The 22,238-nt window shown below is 66.0% G+C and carries 23 protein-coding genes; 10 read left to right on the forward strand and 13 right to left on the reverse strand.

Annotated features, from left to right (window positions below; translation table 11 throughout):
* From RRU_RS05410 to RRU_RS05430, 5 genes are all read right to left on the reverse strand, one after another.
* Positions 1 to 663 carry a DUF1045 domain-containing protein gene (locus RRU_RS05410; RefSeq protein ID WP_011388791.1) on the reverse strand — a complete coding sequence of 221 codons (663 nt, stop codon included), beginning with the start codon at positions 661 to 663 and terminating at the stop codon, positions 1 to 3.
* 20 nt (positions 664 to 683) lie between these two features.
* A complete protein-coding gene (locus tag RRU_RS05415; protein ID WP_011388792.1) occupies positions 684 to 1,826 on the reverse strand; it encodes an alpha-D-ribose 1-methylphosphonate 5-triphosphate diphosphatase in 1,143 nt (380 codons plus the stop codon).
* A 45-nt stretch (positions 1,827 to 1,871) separates the two neighbouring features.
* On the reverse strand, positions 1,872 to 2,903 hold the full coding sequence (locus RRU_RS05420; RefSeq protein ID WP_011388793.1) for a patatin-like phospholipase family protein: 1,032 nt from the start codon (positions 2,901 to 2,903) through the stop codon (positions 1,872 to 1,874).
* Positions 2,904 to 3,067: 164 nt separating this feature from the next.
* Positions 3,068 to 3,901: a hypothetical protein gene (locus RRU_RS05425; RefSeq protein ID WP_014626081.1), complete on the reverse strand. Its 834-nt coding sequence runs from the start codon at positions 3,899 to 3,901 to the stop codon at positions 3,068 to 3,070.
* A 206-nt stretch (positions 3,902 to 4,107) separates the two neighbouring features.
* The gene (locus RRU_RS05430) at positions 4,108 to 5,208 is read right to left on the reverse strand and encodes a Leu/Phe/Val dehydrogenase (protein ID WP_011388795.1); all 1,101 of its coding nucleotides are present in this window, start codon (positions 5,206 to 5,208) and stop codon (positions 4,108 to 4,110) included.
* 261 nt (positions 5,209 to 5,469) lie between these two features.
* Between RRU_RS05430 and RRU_RS05435 the strand changes: the two genes are divergently transcribed.
* Both RRU_RS05435 and RRU_RS05440 read left to right on the forward strand, forming a co-directional pair.
* Positions 5,470 to 6,390, forward strand: coding sequence for a LysR family transcriptional regulator (locus RRU_RS05435; RefSeq protein ID WP_011388796.1), 921 nt, complete (start codon positions 5,470 to 5,472; stop codon positions 6,388 to 6,390).
* Between the two features lie 200 nt (positions 6,391 to 6,590).
* Entirely contained in the window at positions 6,591 to 6,872 is a 282-nt protein-coding gene (locus tag RRU_RS05440) for a DUF2312 domain-containing protein (protein WP_011388797.1), read from the forward strand.
* Positions 6,873 to 7,158: 286 nt separating this feature from the next.
* Here RRU_RS05440 and rpsU read toward each other — a convergent pair whose 3' ends face one another.
* Entirely contained in the window at positions 7,159 to 7,401 is a 243-nt protein-coding gene (gene rpsU, locus RRU_RS05445) for a 30S ribosomal protein S21 (protein ID WP_011388798.1), read from the reverse strand.
* 286 nt (positions 7,402 to 7,687) lie between these two features.
* Here rpsU and def point away from each other — a divergent pair, with 286 nt between their 5' ends.
* Together def and RRU_RS05455 are read left to right on the forward strand one after the other, a co-directional pair.
* A complete protein-coding gene (gene def, locus RRU_RS05450) occupies positions 7,688 to 8,227 on the forward strand; it encodes a peptide deformylase (protein WP_081467713.1) in 540 nt (179 codons plus the stop codon).
* Between the two features lie 105 nt (positions 8,228 to 8,332).
* Complete coding sequence (locus RRU_RS05455; RefSeq protein WP_011388800.1) at positions 8,333 to 9,007, forward strand: COQ9 family protein; 675 nt, start codon at positions 8,333 to 8,335, stop codon at positions 9,005 to 9,007.
* A gap of 66 nt (positions 9,008 to 9,073) precedes the next feature.
* On the opposite strand, the gene RRU_RS05460 is transcribed toward RRU_RS05455, so the two are convergent.
* The 3 genes from RRU_RS05460 to RRU_RS05470 form a co-directional block, all read right to left on the reverse strand.
* Positions 9,074 to 10,978: a propionyl-CoA synthetase gene (locus RRU_RS05460; protein WP_011388801.1), complete on the reverse strand. Its 1,905-nt coding sequence runs from the start codon at positions 10,976 to 10,978 to the stop codon at positions 9,074 to 9,076.
* A 409-nt stretch (positions 10,979 to 11,387) separates the two neighbouring features.
* Positions 11,388 to 11,555: a YdcH family protein gene (locus tag RRU_RS05465; protein ID WP_081467689.1), complete on the reverse strand. Its 168-nt coding sequence runs from the start codon at positions 11,553 to 11,555 to the stop codon at positions 11,388 to 11,390.
* A 273-nt stretch (positions 11,556 to 11,828) separates the two neighbouring features.
* Positions 11,829 to 12,929, reverse strand: a complete 1,101-nt coding sequence (locus tag RRU_RS05470; RefSeq protein WP_011388802.1) for an ATP-dependent 6-phosphofructokinase — start codon at positions 12,927 to 12,929, stop codon at positions 11,829 to 11,831.
* 184 nt (positions 12,930 to 13,113) lie between these two features.
* Between RRU_RS05470 and RRU_RS05475 the strand changes: the two genes are divergently transcribed.
* Positions 13,114 to 13,320, forward strand: coding sequence for a YdcH family protein (locus RRU_RS05475; RefSeq protein WP_011388803.1), 207 nt, complete (start codon positions 13,114 to 13,116; stop codon positions 13,318 to 13,320).
* On the opposite strand, the gene RRU_RS05480 is transcribed toward RRU_RS05475, so the two are convergent.
* Complete coding sequence (locus tag RRU_RS05480) at positions 13,310 to 14,143, reverse strand: diguanylate cyclase (RefSeq protein WP_011388804.1); 834 nt, start codon at positions 14,141 to 14,143, stop codon at positions 13,310 to 13,312. The two genes, RRU_RS05475 and RRU_RS05480, sit on opposite strands and share 11 nt — an antisense overlap.
* A 204-nt stretch (positions 14,144 to 14,347) precedes the next feature.
* Here RRU_RS05480 and purE point away from each other — a divergent pair, with 204 nt between their 5' ends.
* From purE to RRU_RS05495, 3 genes are all read left to right on the forward strand, one after another.
* On the forward strand, positions 14,348 to 14,851 hold the full coding sequence (purE, locus tag RRU_RS05485; RefSeq protein ID WP_011388805.1) for a 5-(carboxyamino)imidazole ribonucleotide mutase: 504 nt from the start codon (positions 14,348 to 14,350) through the stop codon (positions 14,849 to 14,851).
* Positions 14,852 to 14,854: 3 nt separating this feature from the next.
* Positions 14,855 to 15,949 carry a 5-(carboxyamino)imidazole ribonucleotide synthase gene (locus tag RRU_RS05490; RefSeq protein WP_011388806.1) on the forward strand — a complete coding sequence of 365 codons (1,095 nt, stop codon included), beginning with the start codon at positions 14,855 to 14,857 and terminating at the stop codon, positions 15,947 to 15,949.
* 96 nt (positions 15,950 to 16,045) lie between these two features.
* Positions 16,046 to 16,807 carry a response regulator gene (locus RRU_RS05495; protein WP_011388807.1) on the forward strand — a complete coding sequence of 254 codons (762 nt, stop codon included), beginning with the start codon at positions 16,046 to 16,048 and terminating at the stop codon, positions 16,805 to 16,807.
* A 17-nt stretch (positions 16,808 to 16,824) separates the two neighbouring features.
* Here RRU_RS05495 and RRU_RS05500 read toward each other — a convergent pair whose 3' ends face one another.
* Positions 16,825 to 18,297, reverse strand: coding sequence for a methyl-accepting chemotaxis protein (locus RRU_RS05500; RefSeq protein ID WP_237703837.1), 1,473 nt, complete (start codon positions 18,295 to 18,297; stop codon positions 16,825 to 16,827).
* Between the two features lie 396 nt (positions 18,298 to 18,693).
* Between RRU_RS05500 and RRU_RS05505 the strand changes: the two genes are divergently transcribed.
* Positions 18,694 to 19,944, forward strand: coding sequence for a DUF2325 domain-containing protein (locus RRU_RS05505; RefSeq protein WP_014626085.1), 1,251 nt, complete (start codon positions 18,694 to 18,696; stop codon positions 19,942 to 19,944).
* Positions 19,945 to 20,030: 86 nt separating this feature from the next.
* On the opposite strand, the gene RRU_RS05510 is transcribed toward RRU_RS05505, so the two are convergent.
* Complete coding sequence (locus RRU_RS05510) at positions 20,031 to 20,651, reverse strand: DUF1013 domain-containing protein (RefSeq protein ID WP_011388810.1); 621 nt, start codon at positions 20,649 to 20,651, stop codon at positions 20,031 to 20,033.
* 238 nt (positions 20,652 to 20,889) lie between these two features.
* Positions 20,890 to 21,894, reverse strand: a complete 1,005-nt coding sequence (locus RRU_RS05515; RefSeq protein WP_011388811.1) for an NAD(P)H-quinone oxidoreductase — start codon at positions 21,892 to 21,894, stop codon at positions 20,890 to 20,892.
* 148 nt (positions 21,895 to 22,042) lie between these two features.
* Here RRU_RS05515 and RRU_RS05520 point away from each other — a divergent pair, with 148 nt between their 5' ends.
* A complete protein-coding gene (locus RRU_RS05520) occupies positions 22,043 to 22,225 on the forward strand; it encodes a DUF1192 family protein (RefSeq protein WP_014626086.1) in 183 nt (60 codons plus the stop codon).
* Positions 22,226 to 22,238: the final 13 nt, after the last annotated feature.

The raw sequence follows: 22,238 nt of genomic DNA on the forward strand, positions 1-22,238 counted from the left end.
CTAACCCCCGAAGGGCAGGCGGGCGACAAGGCTGAAGGGGGTGGCGCGGTCGTCTTGCCCGAACACGCAGAGATCGCGAAAGCTCACCGGGATCGCCAGGGCCGGGGCCAGCCACTCGGCCAGGGCCCGGCTCAGGGCCTCGCGGCGGTCGGCATCGATCAAGGGGCCGCTCAGCGTCATGTGAAAGCGATAGTCGCCCAGGACATAAGGATATCCCCAGCGCGCGAGGTGGGCGTCTTGTGACGGGGTCAGGCCGGCGGCGCGGCGGCGGGCCAGATCGGCGGGGTCGGAGGGCGCGCGGAAGGGTTCGAAGCTGCGCAGGCAGCCCGCGGCCAGGGCGTCGATCGCCGGGACCGGGGCCGGTGGCACCAGGGCGAGGAACGGCCCCAGGGCGCGCACCGTCAAGGTCAGCGGCGGCGGGGCGGCGCGGTGAAGGGCGAAGCGCCGCGCCGCGTCGATCACCAGATCGGGGGTGGCGCCGGCGGCCAGGGCGAAGGGCGCCTTCAAGGTGGCGTGGAAGCCATAGTGACGGGGGTCGGCGGTCAGGGCGTGAAGGGTTTCGGCCGAAAATCCGGCGAGCGGCGGCGGGTTGGACAGCCACAGCGCCGTTTTCTCGGCAAGCGGGTGATCGGCCGGCGGGGCGGCGTAAAGGGCAAGGCGCAAGACGGGCGATCCTTTGTCGGTCAGAGAACCCGGCGTCCGCCCCGCCAAACGGCGCGGACCACCGGAAGGCCATCGCACAAACGCACCCGCAGCAGATCGGCGCGCAAGCCGGCTTCGATTCGCCCGCGGTCGTCGAGGCCGAGCATGGAGGCGACCGAGTCGCTGACCAGGGCCAGGGCATCGGGTAGCGCCATCCCCAAGCGTTCGGTGAGCAGAAAGGGGGCGTGAAGCAGGCTCATCGGCGCGTAATCGCTCGACAACGCATCAAGCATGCCGTCGCGGGCGAGATCGATGGCGGCCATATTGCCCGAGTGCGATCCGCCGCGCACGACGTTGGGGGCGCCCATGACCGTGCGCAATCCGGCGCCATGGGCCAGGGTCGCCGCCGCCATGGTCACCGGGAATTCGGCGATGGTCACGCCATCGGCCAGGGCCTGGGACACATGCTGCTCGGTGGTGTCGTCATGGCTGGCAAGGAGAATCGCCCGGGCCCGACAGAAGGCGACGACGGCCCGGCGATGATCGGTGACGGTGCGCTCCTGGCGCTCCAGCCCTTGGTTGAGAATACGCTCCATCTCGGCTTCATCGCCCATGCGGGCGCGATGGAAACGCTTCCAGGTCTCGATATCGCGGAACTGGCGTTGACCGGGGGTGTGGTCCATCAGCGAGACCAACCTGACCAACGGGTCGCCGCCATGGGTTTCGAACAACTCGACCACGCAAGGGTCGGATAATTCGCAGCGCAGATGAAGCTGGTGGTCGGCGCGCAGCAGATCTTGGGCGCGGGCATGGCGGATGGCGGCGATCAATTCGGCCAGAAGCTGGCGACGGCTGCCCCGGTCCTGGTACTCGCCAATGGCGATGGCATCGAGAACCGTGGTGATCCCGGCGCCGATCAACTGGGCGTCATGGGCGAGCACCGCCGCCATCGGAAAGGGCCAGCGCACGCCGTTGCGCGGCTCCAGGTGGCTCTCGGCGTTATCCGTATGCAACTCGATCAATCCGGGGACAAGCATGTCGCCCCCCAAATCCTCGGCGCCAGCCAGGGCGCAGCCGCCGCGATCGACGGCGGCGATCGTTTCGCCGCTTATCCGAAGCGACCCGGCGAAAACCTCGCGTCGTCCGACGATGGTGGCATTGGTCAGCAACACGTCGTCGGACATCGGCGCCCTTTCGGCGGCGGAGCGGGGGAGGCCGGGAAAGCCCCTCTACAGATAAGCGGAAGCGACGTCTACCGTACTTTCGTAGCCGATTTTTTCCAGGTTTTTCGTCAACCAATCGTCGGCGGCCCGCCGGCCGATATCGCGCAGATGGAAAAGGAAGGGCAGTTCGGCGTTCAGCTTGCTCGACGCGCCCAGGCTTTTCAGATCGTCCTCGGCTTCGATGGCGTGGATCAGCATGCGCTTGTAGCGCTCGGGGTCGAGGGAGCCTTCATCGAGCATGCGGCCGACAAAGGCGATGGCGCGCATTTCGCGAAACATGCTGGCGTTGAAGGTGATCTCGTTCAGGCGATCGGCGATTTCCAGGCCGGTCATCGGCGTTTGCTCGCGAATCAACGGATTGATGCGGACCAGCAACAGATCGCGGACATCGGTTTCATAAATCAGCGGCCACAGCGCCGGATTGCCGACATAGCCGCCGTCCCAATAGGGAACGCCGTCGATCTCGACGGCCTGAAACAGATGGGGCAGGCAGGCCGAGGCGAGAACGGCGTCGACGCTCAGATCCTCGCGGGTGAAGATCCTTGGCCGGCCGGTGTGAACATTGGTCGCGGTGACGAACAAGGACAGGTCCCGGCAGGCGCGGACCGCGTCGAAATCGATGATGCGCTCGACGGTTTCGCGCAGGGGATTGATGTTGAGCGGATTGCTTTGATAGGGCGACAGGGCGCGGCCAAAGGCCGTCGACATCAGATAGCCCATGCTGTCGGCGACCGACCAGTTGCCAAGCCAGATAGCCAAAGGCGACCGCCGGATCGGGCTGAAGGCGGCGGCATTGCTGATCGCCGTCCAGAAGCGCTCCAGGGTGTCGCGCGCCCCCTGGCGTCCGCTGTCGGCCAGTCCATGGGCAAGACAGGCGGCGTTCATCGCCCCGGCGCTGGTGCCCGACACCGCCTCGATGCGCAGGCGGGGTTCTTCCAACAGGCGGTCGAGCACCCCCCAGGTAAAGGCGCCGTGCGACCCGCCGCCCTGCAGGGCCAGGGTGACGCGACGGGTGGAGATCGGGGTTATGGTATTCATCAAAGGGGCTCCGCGACGGGGGATTCCCTTGATAGATCGCCCCAGGACCAAGGGGGCGCAAGCCTCGAAATGCTGCACTGCAAAAAACGACTGGTCGGTATGGACAGCGATTATACCGACCAGTTGATTAGTCGACCGGGCGAATTTGCCGGGCGCGCAACGGCCTATCGGGCGTGAAGGGGGCTGGGGTCGTGGAACAGGGTGGTAACCTGTCGCCCCAGGCCATCGACCAGTTTGCGCCAAGCGGCGGCCTCGCGGCAGGACGCCCCCGGGCGGGCGGGTGAGTCGAGTCGGCCAAGAATGCGGTCGGCTTCGGCGAGCAGATCGTCAAGATCGCGCTCGGCCTCCGGGCTGAGCACCGCATCGGTGCAGCTATCAAGGATCTGTTCCATCCGCGCTGACAACGCCCCGATCAGCCGGGCCTCGGTCGGCGGCAGGGGCCGGGGTTGGAACTGGGCGAGCAGCGAGGCGCGCAACGGATCGAACGACCGGCCGTCATCGAGATAGGCGGCGATGGTATCAAGGGCGTTTTCGACATCCAGGGCCAAAGGCGGCGCCGGAGGGCGGCGGATCAGACCGGCGGCGCGGTCGGCTTCGCGGCACGATCGGCTGGCGGGAACCAGCACGGCGACCGAGCGCAGGGCGGTTTCGATATCGTTTTCGTCCATGGCGCCCGAGCAGGGCCGGGACGTTGGCGGCGTGGCGCAAGCAAGGGGGCTGGCCGGCGGCGGCACGTCGGCGCCCCACAGGTCCGGGCTGGCCAAATCGGCCGCTGGACGCTCGCACCGACCTTCGATGCGGTTGAGCAAACCGTCGATTTCCTCGGTGATCGCCGACAGGCGCAGGCGCTCCTGGGGGGTCAGCGGTCGACCATCCTTGCCATGGGCCAGAAGTTCGGCCTCCACGAACAGGGCATCGAGCAGACGGAAGCGGTCGGCCTTGCCGTCCGCCCCCTCTTCGGTCCGCTCGCTGCGGGGCGCGTCGGCCGACGGCGTCATCGGTTGGCCTTGCGGCCGTCCGCTGTCTTGCCCCGTGCTACCCCATGGAAAAGCTTCTCTCATCGAAGCCCCAATCCCTATCCCAAAACCATTTAAGGCGGAAAGCAGCGCTCTTAGTTGCTTCGCTACTTCAGAACGTAGCCCTAAACGATTGATAAGGCGTAAACGTTGCCCAACCGGCGGGAGAGGGGAAAACGGCGGCGCGCTCAGCCCAAGGCGCGGCCGGCCTGACGCCGGGGCTGGGCGGCGGCGGGCCGGGGGCTGGCGGCGGCCAGCCTTTCGCGGGCCAGGGTGTCGGCAATGACGGCGGTGGTGCGGTTCTCGCGCACCGCGCGATCAAGGATTTTCGCCGTTGTCGCGCCGATCCCTTCGATTTTCCCGAGGATTTCCGCGCGGTCGACCCGGCCATCGTGTTCGGCGGCGATGGCGATGATGCCGCCGGCATTGGCGACGTAATCGGGAACATAAAGGATGCCCCGGTCGTGGAGCAGGGCGGCATGGCGGGGCTGGGCAAGCTGGTTGTTGGCCAGACCGGCGACGATCGGAACGTTGAGCGCGGCGATGACCTGATCGTCGAGTATAGCCCCCAGGGCGCAAGGGGCCATCACATCGGCTTTGATCGAAAGAATACGGTCGGCCTCGACCGCCACGGCGCCGGTCTCCCCGGCCAGGGCCCTGGCGCGGGCCGGATCGAGATCGGCGACCACCACCAGGGCGCCTTCGGCCTGGAGCAGGCGGGCGAGATGGGCGCCAACCTGGCCGCAGCCTTGAATGGCGATGGTAAGGCCGGCCAACCCGTCACGGCCCAAGCGATGGCGGACGGCGGCGCGCATGGCCGCCAGCCCGCCACGCGCCGTATAGGGCGAGGGATCGCCGACGGTGACGGCGCCTTTGGCCGAGCGGCCCAGCGCATGGCGGGTTTCCTCGCCGATGATGTCCATATCGGCCGCCGAGGTGCCGACATCCTCGGCGGTGCGATAGGCGCCGCCCAGGCGGTCGACGGCGCGGCCGAAGGCCCGCAGCAGCTCGGGCGATTTTTCGCTCCGCGACTCGCCCAGGATCACCGCCTTGCCGCCGCCCAAAGCCAGACCGGCCAGGGCGTTCTTGTAGCTCATGGCCCGCGACAGCCGCAGCACATCGGCCAGGGCCTCTTCCTCGCTGCGATAGGGCCACATCCGGCAGCCGCCAACGGCGGGGCCAAGGGCGGTGCTGTGAATGGCGATGATGGCGCGCAGACCCGAGGCGGCGTCGCGGGCGAAGACGACGCTTTCGTGATCGTCGAAGGGGTCGGCGAAAAAAATGCTCATCGGACTCTCTCCCTGGGGCCATCGGCGCGATTTGTTTCGATCGCTTCTTATGTCAAGCACATGGCCGGCGGCGCCGGCCGGGTCAACGGCCGCCGCCCAGAAAGACGGGAAATGTCTAAAGCACTGCGAAAGCGGCTAATTTCGCGTCCTTTCCGGCTTCTTTGGAGAAATTCCTGGACGGCGCCGTCCGCCGGGGGTGCACTACCAGCCAGAGGGCTGGCATGGGCCGCCCGGGCGGCTTGAGGGGAGTGACCACCGGCCATGGACCGGCTGACGTTGATGGAGACTTTTACCAAGGTCGCGGAGTTGGGCAGCTTTTCGCGGGCAGCCGAACGCTTGGGGCTGTCGCGCTCGGTGGTCAGCAAATATGTCTCGGCGCTTGAGGACCGGCTGGGGGCGCGTCTGGTCAACCGCACCACCCGGCGGCTGTCACTGACCGAGGTCGGCGAGGTCTATCTGCTGCGCTGTCAGGCGATCCTCGCCGATCTGGAAGAGGCCGAGCAGGCGGCCGGGGCCCTGCATGGCGCGGCGCGCGGCACCTTGCGGATCAATGCCCCGATGTCCTTTGGCTTTCGCCATCTCGCCGCGGCCATTCCACCGTTTCTGGCCCATCATCCCGGCCTTGGCGTCGATATGACGCTGGATGACCGTTTCGTCGATCTGCTCGATGCCGGTTTCGATGTCGCCGTGCGGATCGGCAGCCTGCCCGATAGCAGCCTGATCGCCGTGCGGTTGGCGCCGCTGCATATCGTCGTTTGCGCCAGCCCGGAGTACATCAAGGCCCAGGGCGCCCCCGAGCGGCCCGAGGATCTGACCGGGCATAATTGCCTGATCTACAGCCTGCAGCGCTTTGGCGATCTTTATCCGCTGGTTCACGCCGGGGGCGGCGAACAGGTCAGCGTGCCGGTCCATGGGCGCTTCCGCGCCAACAACGGCGACGCCTTGCGGGCGGCGGCGGTGGCGGGGGGCGGGGTGATGATCTCGCCGACTTTCCTGTGCGGCGATGACCTGCGGGCCGGCCGGCTGGTGCGCCTGCTGCCCGAGTGGACCGGCCCCGAGCAGGGGATCAATGCCGTCTATCCCCATAATCGCCATGTCTCGGCCAAGGTTCGCGCCTTTGTCGATCACCTGAAGGGCTGGTGCGGCAAACTGCCCTATTGGGACGAGGGGGTGTTTCCCTAGCCCCCAAGCAAATCCCCGAGCGATCTGAGCCAGAGTGCGCCGATGATTTTCTTGATGATCAAGCTCTTAGAGCGCTGGGCGGCGAGCGGAGTCCCCGCGCGCCGGCCTCAGGGTCACCGCCGGGTGCTTGCGGCAAGGGCGGCGCCTCGTTAAGGTGCGCGACCTTTTCATCATCCCCCAGAATTCAACGGAGACCGGGCATGGACGTGCTTGAGGACGAAGTTCCCGTCGGCGGTGTCGCTCAGGATATCGGTGGCGTGGCCGCCGACCAGTTGCGCAGCATCGTCGAGCGGATTGAACGCCTTGAAGAAGAAAAGGCCAATATCGCCAACGATATCAAGGAAGTCTACTCCGAGGCCAAGGGCAATGGCTTCGATGCCAAGATCATCCGCAAGGTGGTCGCCCTGCGCAAGAAGGACAAGCACGATCTGGCCGAGGAAGAGGAACTGCTCGCCCTCTACCGGGCGGCCGTCGGCGTCTGAGCGCGCATCACGGGCCGGCCCCTCGGCCGGTCCGTTTCCACCAAACGCCAAGGCCCGCCTCCTATCCGGGGCGGGCCTTGGCGTTTGGCGCTGACCGAAAACACCAATACCGCCCTGACCGCGAAACGCGGGGGCGGTAATCGGCGGTGTCTAACGGAACCCGGGCACTTCTCCAGATCAAACCGCGTTGAATGACCAGCATCCAACGCAAGCGCTTTGATCCAGAGTCCAAAGTTTCAAGCGGCGAGACCCCGGAAAAACCACGAGGTCCTTGCCACCCGAATCCCTAGAAGCCTTCGCGCTCTAGACGCTTGCGTTCGAGCTTGCGGGCGCGGCGCACGGCTTCGGCCTTTTCGCGGGCCCGCTTCTCGGAGGGCTTCTCGAAATTGCGGCGAAGCTTCATCTCGCGAAACACGCCTTCGCGCTGCATCTTCTTCTTCAGCGCCTTCAACGCCTGATCGACGTTGTTGTCGCGCACCAGAACCTGAACCAGGGCTCTCTCTCCTTCGACTTGAGACCCCCCTCCCATTCACCGCCTGTGCCGGGGGCGGGGAGGGTCGCGTTATGACAGTCACCGATCTAGCATCGGAAACACAAACCGTGCGGACATGGTCAGACCAGCCCGGAGGCGCGCTTCCTATCATAGGAAAACGACGGTGGAAAGGAAATTGTCCAAGCGGCGCAGACACCCAGCTTGAACCCGGACCCTTTTCAAACGACCGGCCACCCCAGTGCCAATGACCCGGGGTCGAGGCGGGCTTTTTAGCATGGAACGGCGGTTTACCCAAGAGGCCAGCGCGGGCATAATCGCCGCCATGGCTATTCTGAAGATCGCAAGGATGGGAATGCCGGTTTTGGCGGGAATCGCCCGACCGGTCGAAGATCCCACCGACCCAAAGATCCACCGTCTGGTGGCCGATATGATCGAGACCCTGGCCGACTCGGGTGGGGTCGGCCTTGCCGCGCCCCAGGTCCATGTGCCCTTGCGGGTGATGATCTTCCACGTTCCGGCCAACCGCTCGACCGAGGCCGAGGGGGCGGTGCCGCTGACCGTTCTGATCAATCCGCAACTGACGCCGCTGGGCGAAGAGATGGTCGAGGATTGGGAGGGCTGCCTGTCGCTGCCCGGGCTCACCGGTCTGGTGCCCCGCTATCGGTCCTTGCGCTATCGCGGCGTCGATCTGGACGGGCGGGAGGTCGAACGCGAAGCCCGCGATTTCCATGCCCGGGTCGTTCAGCACGAATATGACCATCTTGACGGTGTGCTTTATCCGCGCCGTCTGCGCGATCCCAGCCAGTTCGGTTTCGTCGAAGAAATTCGCAAGGCGCTGGCGGCCAACCGCGAGCAGCCATAGATTTAAGGACGCGGGGATTTTCCGCGCCCACCGCTCGAGCCCCCTTTAACGCCGGGACCAGGGTCGATTTGGTCCCGGCCCGCGCTTTTGGTCTGGAGATTGTCCATGGAGTACAGCGACATCAGGGACCGCATTCTGCTTGCGACCCTTCCCAACGTCCCTTTCGATGGGTGGTCGGGCAAGGCTTTGCGCCTGGGGGCCGAAAGCGCCGGTTTCGACCGCGAGGCCGCCGATCGGGCCTTTCCCGGCGGGCCGGCCGAAGCCGTCGGTCATTTCATCGATCTGGCCAACCGGATGATGGAGGCCGATCTGGGCGCCCGGGACCTGTCGGGGCTGAAGCTTCCTGAAAAGATCCATCTGGCGATCAAGCTGCGGCTGGAACGCTGGGCCGGCGACCGCGAGGCGGTGCGTCGCGGGCTGGCTTTGCTCAGCCTTCCCGGCCATGCCCGGCTGTCGCTGAAATCCACCTATGCCACGGTCGATGGCATCTGGCATGCGGTGGGCGATCGCAGCGTTGATTTCAGCTTCTATACCAAGCGCGCCGAACTGGCCGCGATCTATGGCGCGACCCTGCTGGTCTGGCTGGAGGATACTTCCGAGGAGTCGGCTGAAACCTGGGCCTTCCTCGACCGGCGGCTTGAGGGCGTCATCCGCCTGCGCAAGGCGCGGGCCAAGCTGCGCGAGCGCATGACCCATCTGCCCACTCTGCCGCGCCTGCTCAATCCGCTGGACTTGGTACGCAAACCCTTCGGCCTGATGCGCTCGATGCGCATGCGCTGAGGCTTTTGGCCTTGGACGATCCCGGGGGAGGCCGCTTCACAGCCTCCCCCGAGGTTTAAGGACGGATCAGACGCGCTTGCGCGCCAAGCCGATGCTTTCCAGGGCCTCTTCGATTTCGGGCAGGATGCCCGGATCGTCGATGGTCGCGGGCATCTTGAAGGCCTCGTTGTCGGCGATCTTTTGCATGGTGCCGCGCAGGATCTTGCCCGAGCGCGTCTTGGGCAGGCGCGGCACGACCACGGTCTGCTTATAGGCCGCCACCGGGCCGATCTGGTCGCGGACCAGGGCGGCGCATTCCTTGGCGATCTGCGCCGGTTCGGTGGTGATGCCGGCCTTCAGGCAGACGAAGCCCAGCGGCACCTGTCCCTTGAGATCGTCGGAAATGCCGATGACGGCGCATTCGGCCACCGCCGGATGGCCGGCCAGCACCTCTTCCATGGCCCCGGTCGACAGGCGATGGCCGGCGACATTGATGATGTCGTCGGTGCGGGTCATCACATAGATATAGCCTTCGTCGTCGATGAACCCGGCGTCACCGCTTTTGTAATAGCCGGGGAAGTCGGCGAGATAGGCTTGACGGAAGCGCGCCTCGGCGTTCCACAGCGTGGTCAGCGTGCCCGGGGGCAGGGGCAGTTTGCAGACCAGGGCGCCGATCTGTCCGGGATTGACCTCGTGGTTGGTGTCATCCAGAACCCGCACGTCCCAGCCCGGGGCGGCCAGGGTCGGGCTGCCGTGCTTGACCGGGTAAAGGTGCAAGCCCAGGCAATTGGCGGCGATCGCCCAGCCGGTTTCCGTCTGCCACCAATGATCGATGACCGGAACGCCCAGCTTGTGTTCGGCCCAGTCGATGGTCGCCGGATCGCAGCGCTCGCCGGCCAGGAACAGGGCGCGCAACGACGACAGGTCGTATTTGCCGATTTCCAGGCCGTCGGGATCCTCGCGCTTGATGGCGCGGAAGGCGGTGGGGGCGGTGAACAAGGTCGCCACCTTGTGCTCGGCGATCACCCGCCAGAAGGTGCCGGCATCGGGGGTGCCCACCGGCTTGCCCTCGAACACCAAGGTGGTGGCGCCAAGCAACAGCGGGGCGTAGCAGATATAGGAATGGCCGACCACCCAGCCGACATCGGAAGCCGCCCAGAACACGTCGCCCGGGCTCATGTTGTAGATCGCCTTCATTGTCCAGCGCAGGGCGACGGCGTGGCCGCCGTTGTCGCGCACCACCCCCTTGGGCTGGCCGGTGGTGCCCGACGTATAGAGGATATAAAGCGGATCGGTGGCCGCCACCGGCACGCAGTCATGCGGCGTGGTGGTTTCCAGGGCGAGGGCCCAATCAATATCGCCGGGGTTGGACAAATCGGCCCGGGCTTCCTCGCGCTGCCAGACGATCACCGAGTCGGGCTTGTGGGCGGACAGGCGGATCGCCTCGTCGACCAGCGGCTTATAGGCGATCACCCGGTTGGGTTCGATGCCGCAGGAGGCGGCGACGATGGCCTTGGGCTGGGCGTCGTTGATGCGGGTTGCCAGCTCATTGGGCGCGAAGCCGCCGAACACCACGGAATGGATGGCGCCCAGGCGGGCGCAGGCCAACATGGCGACAAGGCTTTCGGGGATCATCGGCATATAAAGGATGACCCGGTCGCCCTTGCCGACACCCCGGCTGGCCAGCACGCCGGCGAAGCCCGCCACCTGATCCTTCAGGGTTTTATAGCTGATCGTGCGTTTGGCGCCGGTGATGGCGCTGTCATAGATGATCGCCGCCTGATCGCCCCGACCCTCGTCGACATGACGGTCGACGGCGTTATAACAAGTGTTGAGCTCGCCGCCGGCGAACCAGCGGTACAGGGGGGCCTGGGACTCGTCGAGCACGCGATCCCAGGGTTTGGTCCACACGATATCGCGCGCGGCGTCTCCCCAGAAGCCTTCCTTGTCGGTGATGGACCGCTGGTAGGCCTCTTCGTAGGCATTGGTCATGGTTGGTTTCTCCCCTCGACGGTAACGTTTTTTCAGGCGCTTCGCCGAAGCGCCGGGACCCCGCGTCCGCAGAGCGCTTAAGAGCCCCCTTGGCACGCGGTCCTCTTATCCTCGATCGGTCGGGTGTGTTTTGCCCGAACTGCGCGCCGCAGTGTGCGGTAGGTCGGGGCGGGTTGCAAAGCCCCCTTTGAAATACCATTCGCGGAAACCCGTGGGGTTACGCAAGAATAATACGCAAGATCGCGGTCATGAAAAACCCCGCCTCCCGAGAAGGGGGCGGGGCGAGCGCCGCTAAGCGGGCGCCACAGGGCAAGGAGCACTGTTCGGGCCGATCAATCCGTGCTTCGACCGCGCCGTGCTATGGCCGCGTCGGGAAACGCGGCGCGCCGGGGTCAGAATGCGCCGGTTGTCAGCGCGCCTCCATGCGGTGGATTTCGTCTTTGATACGGAGTTTCTGGCGTTTCAAGGTAGTGACGACCGAGGTATCGGGGATCGGTCGTGTAGCCTCGTGTTCCAGTCGCTCTTCCAGTTCCGCATGGCGGTTGTTAAGAGCATCCTTGCGAGCGTCCTGACCCATTGAATGGTCCTCCTTACTCGTTTCAGAGACAAGAAGAAGCCTACCATCGTCGTTCCCGGGAAGCCAGTGGTCATGTTGTGGCGAAAAAAGGAAAAGACGGGGGCCAAGCCCAAGAGTTGCATGACAAGTCACCCCTTTCCCTGAGGGGGTTTTTTTAGTGGGGGCATACGAAGGGTTATTGGCCGAAAACAAAGGCGACCGCCGAGTTTTTCGGCGGTCGCCCCAACGACTCGGGCTGGCTTTAAAAGCAAAACCCGGCTAAACGAAAGAATATTACGCGGCGCCGATTTCGCCGACATAGATGCCCAGGCCGCGGGCGGCATGGACCAGGGTACCATTGGGATCAAGGCTGCGCGGTCCGATGCAGACCTCTTCCAGCGGCACGTCGACGACGCCCCGGTCCTGCCAAGCCACCATGCGGCCGAATTTGCGCGCCGCCACCAGATCGACGGCATGGACGCCGAAGGCCGAGGCGAGGAGGCGGTCGCGCATCGAAGGAATGCCGCCGCGCTGGACGTGGCCGAGGATGGTCACCCGGGTTTCGGTGCCGGTGTCCTGGGCGATGCGGTCGGACAGATACTGGCTGATGCCGCCATAGCGGGTTTGGCCACCGGCATAGGCCACGGTGGCGCGCTCGCCCTCGGGGGTCAGCACGCCCTCGGCGACGACGATCAGGGCGTGGCTGCGGCCTTCCTGCTGAACCTCGCGGATGCGCTTGGCCACGCCTTCCAGGGTATAGGGGATCTCGGGGATCAAGATGACATCGGCGCCGCCGGCGATGCCGGCGCTGACGGCGATATGGCCGGCGTCGCGGCCCATGACTTCCAGGATCATCACCCGGTGGTGACTGGCAGCGGTCGCCTGCAGACGGTCCAGGGCCTCGGTCACCACATTGGTGGCGGTGGAGAAGCCGACGGCGTATTCGGTGCCGTGAACATCGTTGTCGATGGTCTTGGGCACGCCGACCATGCCGATGCTGCCCTTGTCGCACAGCTTCTTGAGAATGCGCATCGAGCCGTCGCCGCCGACCACCACCAGGGCGTCGAGTTCCAGGCTGTGGAAGCCGTCGACGAAGTCAAGCGAGCGGTCGGTCTTGGAACCGTCGGCCATGGGGAAGGCGAAGGGGTCGCCCTTGTTGACGGTACCCAGAACGGTGCCGCCGGCGCGCAGAATGTCGAAGCCCGAAAACATTTCCGAGTCGAGCTCGCGGTAGCGCAAGGGGCGGTCCATCAGCCCCATGGTTCCGTCGAGAATACCGAACACTTTCCAGCCGTAGGCCCGGCGGGCGCGGTGGGTAACCGCCCGGATCACCGCGTTGAGCCCGGCGCAATCGCCGCCGCTGGTGAGTACTCCGATGCGTCTAATCTCGGCCATGACATGTTCCCTTGATCGGATATGATGTTATTTGTTCTGGGTGGTTGCTCGCAACCACGGTGGGTCAATTCGGCTTTGGACTCAAGGTATAACACGCCAGCCATACCGTTCTCTCCGGACTTCTGCTAGTGTCAAATCCATGACCTCGGACTCCGGGGTGACCGTTCCAGGAGGGGTGCCAGGCGTGGACGATCATGAGCTTGATGGCCTGAGGGCCAAGCTAGAGGAATTACGCACGGAACACCGTGACCTTGACGCGGTGATCGCCCGGATCACCGAGAACATGCCCTTTGACATGATTCAGATGCAGCGGCTGAAAAAGCGTAAGCTTGCCCTCAAGGATCAGATCTCGCGTCTTGAAAACCGGATGATCCCCGACATCATTGCCTGAGCAGGCCGTCTAGGCGGGCGACAAGCGCCCCGGTCTCTTCACGGCCATCGGCCAGGACGGTGGCGGCCGATACCGCCAACGGCAGCAGAACGCCCCCCCAGCGCAGGCCCTTGTCGGTTACGCCAAGGCGGATCTTTTCAGCCCGGGCGCCCAATTGATCGGGCGGTCGCTGCGGTTCGTCGCCCCGGGCCAAAAGGACGCTGGCACCGCCCAGGGAGCCGGCCAGGGGGGGGAAGCGCCCCTCGGTCAGATCATCGGCCTTCAACCGTCCGTCGCCCAGGCCCGCCGCGCTCAGCACCTCGGCGGCCAGCCGCGTCAGCCCGGCCAGGGCGGCATCGAGGCCGGCGATGCGGCGCAGGGCGTCGAAATTGGTCAGATAGAACAGGCTGACGAGAAACGGCGGCCCGCCCTCCCGGGCCAGACGCACCCGCAGATCAAGCTCGCGCAGGATCGCCCGGCGATTGAGCACCGGCAGCACGCCATCGGCATCGGCTAGGCCGCTGAGAACGCTTTCATGGGCCTGACTGCTGGCGAGGCGGAGGCGGGTGCGCTCCATTTCCTCCATCAGGCCGGTGATCGCCTCCTGGATCCGTGGAGTCAGCAGCCGGGGCGGCAGGCCAAGCACGCTGGCCTCGTCCTGGATCGGCTGGGGGGGATGGGCCAGCGAGGCGCCGAGGCGATAGGCGCTGCGGCCGCGTTGGCGATCCTCTTGGCTGGCGCCGTGGTCGGGGTGGTCGGGGGGCGGTGGATAGGCGTCCATCCGCCGGCGCAAGGCGTCTCCCGGCTCGCGGGCCGGCTGGGTGCGCTCGATCTCGTCTGCCATGGCTCGCGGGCCTCCAGGCTGGCGTCGTGGGGCGGGGGGTTCCTTTCGGGAACCGCTGACGGTCGGGCCAGCATAGCACGGGGAGGCCATAAACCACGGAGGGCCGGCGCGCCCCGTCATCATGCCGGCCGGCGCCGCTTGCCAGAGGGGGCCGGGCTCGCCATACTCCGCCGCTTTCCGCAATCGGGGCAAAGGGAACCAGCCATGCATACCCCCTCGGAGGCGCCGCTGGTCGGCGTCATCATGGGCAGCCAGTCGGACTGGGCTACCCTGCGCCATGCCTGGGACATCCTGGAGATGCTGGGCGTTCCGGCGGAAAAGCGCATTATTTCCGCCCATCGGACCCCGGCGCGGCTGGTTGATTACGCGACGACGGCGCGGGCGCGCGGCCTAAGGGCGATCGTCGCCGGCGCCGGCGGCGCGGCCCATCTACCGGGCATGGTGGCGGCGATGACCACCTTGCCGGTCTTTGGGGTTCCGGTTGAAAGCAAGGCGCTTTCGGGAATGGACAGCCTGCTGTCGATCGTGCAGATGCCGGGCGGCGTGCCGGTGGGAACCCTGGCCATCGGCAAGGCCGGGGCGATCAACGCCGGGCTGATCGCCGCCTCGGTGGTCGCGCTGTCGCGACCCGATATCGAGGCGAAGCTGATCTCCTGGCGCGACCGCCAGACGGCCGAGGTCGCCGAAGAACCGGTGGATGAGGGTTAAGTGATGGCCATGGTTGGACGGCTGGCGGCCTTGGGGCCTGTGGGGCCGGGCGCGCGATTGGGAATTCTGGGCGGTGGCCAGCTTGGCCGGATGACGGCGCTGGCGGCGGCCCGCCTTGGCATCTCCTGCCACATCTTCACCCCCGAGGATAACGGACCGGCCTCGCAGGTTTGTCCGATGGTCACCCTGGCGGCTTACGACGACCTAGACGCGCTGTCGCGCTTCGCCGCCTCGGTCGATGTCATCACCTTTGAATTCGAGAACATCCCGGCGGCCAGCGTCGCCCATCTCGCCGCCTTGCGGCCGGTCCGCCCCGGCTGGAAAGCCCTGGAAACCGCCCAGGACCGCATTCTTGAAAAGCGTTTTTTCAACGATTTGGGGATCGCCACGGCCCCCTGGGCGCCGGTCACCGACGGCCCGCAGTCCCTGGCCGAGGCGGTGGCGAAGATCGGCTGTCCGGCCATTCTCAAGACCACGCGCCTGGGCTATGACGGCAAGGGGCAGGTGCGGCTGAACGCCCCGGGCGACTCGGCGGCGGCCTGGGCTGCCTTGGGCAACCGGCCGGCGGTGCTCGAGGGGTTGGTGCCCTTCGTCTCCGAGATCTCGGTGATCATCGCCCGCGCCCCCGACGGGGCGACGGCCTGTTTCGAGCCGACGTTGAACCACCACCGCGAGGGCATCTTGCATACCTCGTCGGTGCCCGCGCCGATCCGTCCGCAAACGGCGATCGCCGCCCGCGCCATCGCCGAGAGCGCCGCCCTGGCCCTTGATCTGGTCGGGCTGCTGGCCGTCGAGTTGTTCGTGCTGGCCGATGGCTCGTTGTTGGTCAACGAAATGGCGCCGCGCCCCCACAACAGCGGTCATTGGACGATGGACGCCTGCCACACCGATCAATTCGAGCAATTCGTGCGCGCCGTCTGCGGCCTGCCCTTGGGCGATCCGTCCCGCTTCCGGGCGATGCGGATGACCAATCTGATCGGCGACGAGGTCCATGACTGGCCGCTTCTGATGGCGACGCCGGGCGCCCGCCTGCACCTGTATGGCAAGGTGGAAAGCCGCCGGGGCCGCAAGATGGGCCACGTCAATACGCCGGTGTAGATTTCACGCGCGTCGGATTGATTTCCCTTTCTGGCAAACATCTTTCGTCGATAAACTAGCAAAATCGGGTGATAGACGAATGGTCAGGGGGTAGGAATGGCTCGCGACGATTACGGCGCGCAGGTGGAAGCGGAATTTCTTGAAGAGGCTCAGGACACCACCAGCGAACTGGAGGTGACCGTCGGTAACATCCGTTCGGGCGCCATCCCGGCCGTCGAGGGAACCCAGCGCATCCGCACCCTGGTCGCCCGCCTTAACATGTTGGGCGCCGCCACCGATTTTCCCTTGCTGGATCTGGCGTTGCGCCGGTTCCGCGACTACATCGCCGACCTTGATCAGCCGACCGAATTCAATCTCGACGACTACGGCACCTTCGTTGACGTTTTGCGCGGCCTGCTGTCGGGGGAGATCGAAAGCTCCACCGACAACGCCGAGTTCTTCCGCTCGCTGCCCACCCGCCGCCCCTTCGATCTGGCCGACGTCGCCCATCTCAACGTGGAAATCCTGCTGATCGAGCCCCAGCGGTCGAGCGCGGCGATCATCGGCCGCGAGCTGCAGAACTGCGGCTATAAGGTGACCACCGTGCGCACGGCGATGGAGGCTTTGGAGCTGGCGGTGCGCACCCGGCCCGATCTGGTGATCTCCTCGGCGGTGCTCGATGTGCTGTCGGGGATCGACGTCGGCTGCGCCCTGGCCGCCATGCCGGCGACCGAAGGGATTCCCTTTTGCATCCTGACCAGCTTCGAGCGCAACAACGCCTTCCTCGCCCGTCTGCCCGCCAGCGCGGCCTATCTGAGCAAGGGCGGCAGCTTCGGCGCCGATCTGGCCGAAGCCTTGAGGCGTTTTCGCATTACCTGAACCCGACCTGCCGCCCCTTATAGTTTGCGCACGGTCGCCAGGAAATTATCGACCTGGCCGCGCAGGGCCTCGGCCGTGCGCGACAATTCGCTGGCCGCGCCCATCGTGTCGCAGGCGGCGCTGCTGGTGATCGACGAGGCTTCGCTGACGCCGGTGATGTTGCGGGCGACCTCGCGGGTGGCCTCGCTTTGGATGGCGATCGAATCCTGCATGGCGCTGAACACTCCGGTGATTTCCTCGACCAGGGTGACGATGGTATCGATGGTGCCCACCGTGGCGTCGGTGCTGGTCTGAATATTGCGGATCTCGCCGGTGATCGACCCGGTGGCCTTGGCGGTTTGCGCCGACAGGTCCTTGACCTCGCCGGCGACCACGGCGAAGCCCCGCCCATGCTCACCGGCCCGCGCGGCCTCGATGGTGGCGTTGAGCGCCAAAAGATTGGTCTGGCCGGCGATCTCGCCGATGACATCGATGACCGAATCGATCTGCTGGGCGGCGTCGCGTAACTGGATGACCTCGCTGGTGCTGGTCTGGGCGGCGGCGCGCGCCTGCTCAAGCAAGGTTTGGCTGGCCTTGAGACGGCATCCCAGTTCCTGGACCGAGGCGCTTAGTTCCTCGGCGGCGGCCGATACGCCCGCGGCCTGGGACGAGGCTTCCTCGGCCGCGCCGCTCATGCTTTCGGCGGTGCTGTGCAATTGGGTCGACGCCGAGCCGATCATATCGGCGAAGCCCTTGATATGACTCTCGAAATCATCGGCCAATTTCACCAGATGAGTCGAGACCGACCAGCAGAGCAGCATCGCCTCATACTCCCCCCGCTCGCCGAAAATCGCCGTAACCCGCAGGTCCAGGGTTTCGGGTCCCAGGCGGATCTTCGAATGGAAGGGCAGGCGCTTGGGGTCGGACAAGATGGCGTGCTGGTGGCTGGGGTTCTTGTGGAAGATATCGATGCTGCGCCCGACCAGATCGCTCACCGAAAACGACATCAGATGCTGGAGCTTGGCCAGGGTGTCGAGGCTGGTGCGGTTGGCATAGGTGATCAGCATGGTCTTGGGATCGGCCAGCATGACGTTGACCGGCAGCTGATCGAGCATATGGTTGCGCTGGCTCACCAGCCGTTCGGCCTTGACCCGTTCGGTCACGATGCTCCAGGTCAGCACATAGGCCTTGGGCGCCGCCCGCTCGCCTAGGGCCTCGATCTGCAGATCAAGGAACTCGTCGCCGAGCGCGATCACCGCGTGGTGGGGGAGGGCGCCGGGTTTGGCCATCAGGGCGCGCTGATGGGCTGGATGGCGGTGGAAGACGTCGATCGACTGGCCGACCACGTCCTCGGGGGCGACCGGCAGCAGATGGGCGATGCGCTCGAGCGAGCGGCGGGTGGCGCGGTTCATCCACGAAATCACCATGTCGGGCCGGGCCAGGATCACCGGCACCGGCAACTGGTCCAGGGCCTCGCGGAAGCTTTCTCCGCCGCCCAGCGCCCGGGGCAACAGACCCCATAGGCCCCCGAAGCCATTAGACCGAAAAGCCACATTGGAGGGAGGGGAAAGGATGGGGTCTTCTCCAAGGGCCAGGGGCATATCTCTATCCTTTTAGGTGTGTCTGGAGACAATGGGAACCGCGAACCGGCTTGTCATCCCCTGGGGCCAACGAAAGTGGGAGCTCGGAAAAGGCCGATGAATTTGATAACGATTATCAATAGCATTGACCGCGTCTTCCCGCCGTTTTAGGCTAGATCGGACCGCGGTGGACGAGACCCGTTAAACGCGGAAACCTTGATCTGGATTCAATAGGTTAGAGCGGCGATGACGCAGAGGGCCGGTATCCACCCGTCTGCTCGCCGCCCTAGCGCCTTCGATCCCCCCATTGGATGCGCGAGGCCGGCCATGACCGACACCCTTTCCCTGCGACCGATCGTCGGGCGCCGTCGCCTGTGGGAGCTTGATCCCCATTTCCATTGTTCGATCGTCGGCACCTGCCTGACCATGTCCGATCTGCGCAAGCTGGCGACCAAGACGCGGTTGTCGGTGCCCGCCGATGCCCCGGACTATCGTTTGCACGGCGTGTTCGTGCGCGCCGCCGGCGCCGCCGGTCCGGCGGAAAAGGGCATCGCCAAGCTGATGGACAAGGATCTGGAGCGCCGCCACACCCGGGCGCTCGCCCAATTCCGCAAGGCCGCCGATAACGACGCGCTCGAGGCGCTATGGGACGGCGCGCGCGAGGCCGGCGACATCCCCGGACCCTATTGGGCCTTGATGTGCCATCCCTTGGCGTCGCGGACGCTGCTCGAACGGGCCTTTGGCGAGGTCCATATGCTGTCGCATCTGATGGGTGCGGCGAATCGCGCCGATGTCCGCCGCTTGGCCGAGATGGAGCGCGAAACCGAGGCCGTCGAGGACCGTTTGGCCGAGGCCGAGGCCCGGCGCCTGCGCGAGATCGAGATCAAGCAGGGCGAGATCGGCCAGTTGCGCGCCGCCATCGAAGCCGAGCGCGCCCGTACCCGCGCCCTGGTGCGCCGCCTGGAGGAAGCCGGCGAGGGCGGCTGCCGCGATCTGCGCATCCAGACCCTGGAGGCGACGATGGAGGGCCTGCGCGAGCGTCTGAACCGCGAGGCTTGGCGGGCCGACCGCTTGCAGGGCAAGTTGGCCGAGGCCGAGCGTCTGCTGACCGAGGTGCGCGCCGACCGCGACGATCTGCGCCGGCGCCTCGCCGAACAGGCCGAGGATCTGCGAACCCTGGAGGATCTGGCGCTCGACGACGACGGGGAGGCGGGCGATCGCCCGCCGCTCGATCTGGGTGGCCGGACCATTCTTTATGTCGGCGGCCGTCCGCGCACCGTGCCCAGCCTGCGCAAGCTGGTCGAAGACAGCAATGGCCGCTTCGCCCACCACGACGCCGGGCGCGAGGATGGCCGGGCCCATTTGGGCGAAGTGCTCTCGGGCGCCGATATCGTCATCTGCCCGGTCGATTGCATCAGCCATGATGCCTGCCTGAAGGCCAAGCGCGCCTGCCTGAAGCGCGGCACGCCCTTCGTGCCGCTGTCGTCGGCCGGCCTCGGCGCTTTCGCCCGCTGCCTGCGCGAAACCGCCCCCCTCTTCGCCCCGGCCAACGACGGCGCGGCGCTGGCTGCCGAATAGAGCGGGGAGGCGGGTCGGCGTTTCGCCCATCAAAAAAGGGGGAGCCTCGCGGTTCCCCCCTTTTTATCGGTCGGCCCTGATCGCGATCAGATCCGGCGATCGTCCTCGTCGTCATCGTCATGATAGGCCGGCGGCACCGAAGCCGCCGATTCGCTATAGGTGGCGTTCATCTGGGCCATCAGGCTGCGGCGGTTTCCCGACAGGGCGATGGCCTTTTCCAGATCGGCTTCGCTGCACAGCCCAAGGGTCACCGGGTTGCGCGGCTTGATGTTCTGGGCGTTCCAGTGGCTGCGGTCGCGGATCGCGCCAATGGTCGGCTTGGTGGTGCCCAGCAGCTTGCAGATCTGGGCTTCCGTCACCTCGGGATGGTTCTTCAAGATCCAGGCGATGCCATCGGGGCGATCGTGGCGCTTGGAGACCGGGGTGTAGCGGGTGCCCTTCTGGCGGGCCTGCGGAATGGGGTTTTCCGAGGGCCGCAGCTTGAGGCGGGCGGTGGGATTGGCCTCGCAGCGGGCGATTTCATCGGCCAGAAGCTGGCCTTTGACCACCGGGTCCATCCCGGTGATGCCGACGGCGACCTCGTCGTCGGCAATGGCCTGCACTTCCAGTTCATGCATGCCGCAGAACTCGGCGATCTGTTCGAAGGTCAGGGTGGTGTTCTCCACCAGCCAGACGGCTGTCGCCTTGGGCATCAGGGGCAGAGCCATTGTGTCTCCTCTTTCTTCCTTCGGCGGTTCCTTCACGGAACGGCCAGACAACGGCGTCGCTTTTCCGCCCATCCTCCCGGACAAGCGGAGCCCTTCGGTGTCCAGGCAGGATGGAATGTCCAGTCCGCGGATCGACGGGCGGGTCGAGGAACGACCCCCGGCGCGAGAGCCGGCTAGCAACTTAGGCAGATATAGCCGCAGTCGATGCCCGGGTCAAACGGCCGACCCGGGAAAATCATCAAAGGGTCAATACGATTTTGCCGATGTGGTCGGAGCGTTCCATCAGGCGATGGGCCTCCGCCGCGTCTTCCAGGGCGAAACGGGCATGAATCGGCGGCCGCAGCTTCCCTTGTTCAAGCAGCGGCCACACCTTTTCCTCGAGGGCGCGGGCAATGCCGGCTTTGACCGTGGCCGGGCGCGAGCGCAGGGTCGAGCCGGTCAGGGTCAGGCGTTTGAGCATCATCCGCATCAGATCGACGGTGACCTTGGAGCCCTGAAGGAAGGCGATGTTCACATGGCGGCCGTCCTCGGCCAGGATGCGCAGATCGCGGTCGATATAATCGCCGCCGACCATGTCGAGCACCACGTCGACGCCGCGCCCGCCGGTCAGTTCCTTGATAACGGTGGGGTAATCCTCGGTGCGGTAATTGATCGCCCGGTCGGCGCCCAAGGCTTCGCAGGCGGCGCATTTTTCCGGCGTGCCGGCGGTCACATAGACCGTAACGCCAAAGGCCTTGGCCATCTGGATGGCGGTGGTGCCGATGCCGCTGGAGCCGCCGTGGACAAGCAGGCTTTCGCCCTCTTGCAGGCGGGCGCGCTGGAACAGGTTGTGCCACACCGTAAAGAAGGTCTCGGGCAGGGCGGCGGCCTCGTCAAGGCCCAGGGTCTGGGGCACAGGCATGCACAAGGCGGCATCGGCGCTGGCGTATTGGGCATAGCCGCCCCCCGAGAGCAGGGCGCAAACCCGGTCGCCGATCCGCCAGCCTTCGCCGGCCTTGGCGCCGATGGCGACGATGGTGCCCGCCACCTCCAGTCCCGGCAGGTCGGAGGCGCCGGGCGGCGGCGGATAGCTGCCCTGGCGCTGGAAGACATCGGGGCGGTTGACCCCGGCCGCCGCCACGGCGATCAGCACCTCGCCGTCCCCGGGCACGGGCAGGGGCCGCGCGGCCATCTTCAAGACCTCGGGGCCGCCGGCTCCGGCGATTTCGACGCAGCGCATCTGGTCGGGCAGGGGGGCGGTCATGGCGACTCCTTGAAAGCGGTCAGGGAAAACGGTCTGGGCGGATAAGGCGCGCGCCGAACCGGTGATCGAAACGAGGGCGACCCTTCCATATTGTGCGGCCAAGCCCCTTGGTGCAATGAAAGAGCATCGACCCCGCTGGAGACCCGCCATGGATACGGACGACCTCGACCCCCGCGCCAAACCGGTCAAGCCGGTTAGCCTAGACGACATGACCGTGAAGGATCTGGAGGATTATATCAGCGCGCTGGAAGCCGAAATCGCCCGCGCCCGCGCCCAGATCGCCGCCAAGGGCGGGGCTTTCAACGCCGCGGCCAGTGTCTTCAAGCGCTGAGAGGTTAAAAAGC

It is taken from the genome of Rhodospirillum rubrum ATCC 11170, assembly GCF_000013085.1.
GTDB classification, from domain to species: domain Bacteria; phylum Pseudomonadota; class Alphaproteobacteria; order Rhodospirillales; family Rhodospirillaceae; genus Rhodospirillum; species Rhodospirillum rubrum.

What these genes read in the sequence shown, in the direction of transcription:
- RRU_RS05415 (WP_011388792.1), bottom strand. Translation starts at nt 1,826, where the DNA reads ATGTCCGACGACGTGTTGCTGACCAATGCCACCATCGTCGGACGACGC.
- RRU_RS05420 (WP_011388793.1), bottom strand. Translation starts at nt 2,903, where the DNA reads ATGAATACCATAACCCCGATCTCCACCCGTCGCGTCACCCTGGCCCTG.
- RRU_RS05425 (WP_014626081.1), bottom strand. Translation starts at nt 3,901, where the DNA reads ATGACGCCGTCGGCCGACGCGCCCCGCAGCGAGCGGACCGAAGAGGGG.
- RRU_RS05430 (WP_011388795.1), bottom strand. Translation starts at nt 5,208, where the DNA reads ATGAGCATTTTTTTCGCCGACCCCTTCGACGATCACGAAAGCGTCGTC.
- RRU_RS05435 (WP_011388796.1), top strand. Translation starts at nt 5,470, where the DNA reads ATGGACCGGCTGACGTTGATGGAGACTTTTACCAAGGTCGCGGAGTTG.
- RRU_RS05440 (WP_011388797.1), top strand. Translation starts at nt 6,591, where the DNA reads ATGGACGTGCTTGAGGACGAAGTTCCCGTCGGCGGTGTCGCTCAGGAT.
- rpsU (WP_011388798.1), bottom strand. Translation starts at nt 7,401, where the DNA reads ATGGGAGGGGGGTCTCAAGTCGAAGGAGAGAGAGCCCTGGTTCAGGTT.
- def (WP_081467713.1), top strand. Translation starts at nt 7,688, where the DNA reads ATGGCTATTCTGAAGATCGCAAGGATGGGAATGCCGGTTTTGGCGGGA.
- RRU_RS05455 (WP_011388800.1), top strand. Translation starts at nt 8,333, where the DNA reads ATGGAGTACAGCGACATCAGGGACCGCATTCTGCTTGCGACCCTTCCC.
- RRU_RS05460 (WP_011388801.1), bottom strand. Translation starts at nt 10,978, where the DNA reads ATGACCAATGCCTACGAAGAGGCCTACCAGCGGTCCATCACCGACAAG.
- RRU_RS05465 (WP_081467689.1), bottom strand. Translation starts at nt 11,555, where the DNA reads ATGGGTCAGGACGCTCGCAAGGATGCTCTTAACAACCGCCATGCGGAA.
- RRU_RS05470 (WP_011388802.1), bottom strand. Translation starts at nt 12,929, where the DNA reads ATGGCCGAGATTAGACGCATCGGAGTACTCACCAGCGGCGGCGATTGC.
- RRU_RS05480 (WP_011388804.1), bottom strand. Translation starts at nt 14,143, where the DNA reads ATGGCAGACGAGATCGAGCGCACCCAGCCGGCCCGCGAGCCGGGAGAC.
- purE (WP_011388805.1), top strand. Translation starts at nt 14,348, where the DNA reads ATGCATACCCCCTCGGAGGCGCCGCTGGTCGGCGTCATCATGGGCAGC.
- RRU_RS05490 (WP_011388806.1), top strand. Translation starts at nt 14,855, where the DNA reads ATGGCCATGGTTGGACGGCTGGCGGCCTTGGGGCCTGTGGGGCCGGGC.
- RRU_RS05495 (WP_011388807.1), top strand. Translation starts at nt 16,046, where the DNA reads ATGGCTCGCGACGATTACGGCGCGCAGGTGGAAGCGGAATTTCTTGAA.
- RRU_RS05505 (WP_014626085.1), top strand. Translation starts at nt 18,694, where the DNA reads ATGACCGACACCCTTTCCCTGCGACCGATCGTCGGGCGCCGTCGCCTG.
- RRU_RS05510 (WP_011388810.1), bottom strand. Translation starts at nt 20,651, where the DNA reads ATGGCTCTGCCCCTGATGCCCAAGGCGACAGCCGTCTGGCTGGTGGAG.
- RRU_RS05515 (WP_011388811.1), bottom strand. Translation starts at nt 21,894, where the DNA reads ATGACCGCCCCCCTGCCCGACCAGATGCGCTGCGTCGAAATCGCCGGA.
- RRU_RS05520 (WP_014626086.1), top strand. Translation starts at nt 22,043, where the DNA reads ATGGATACGGACGACCTCGACCCCCGCGCCAAACCGGTCAAGCCGGTT.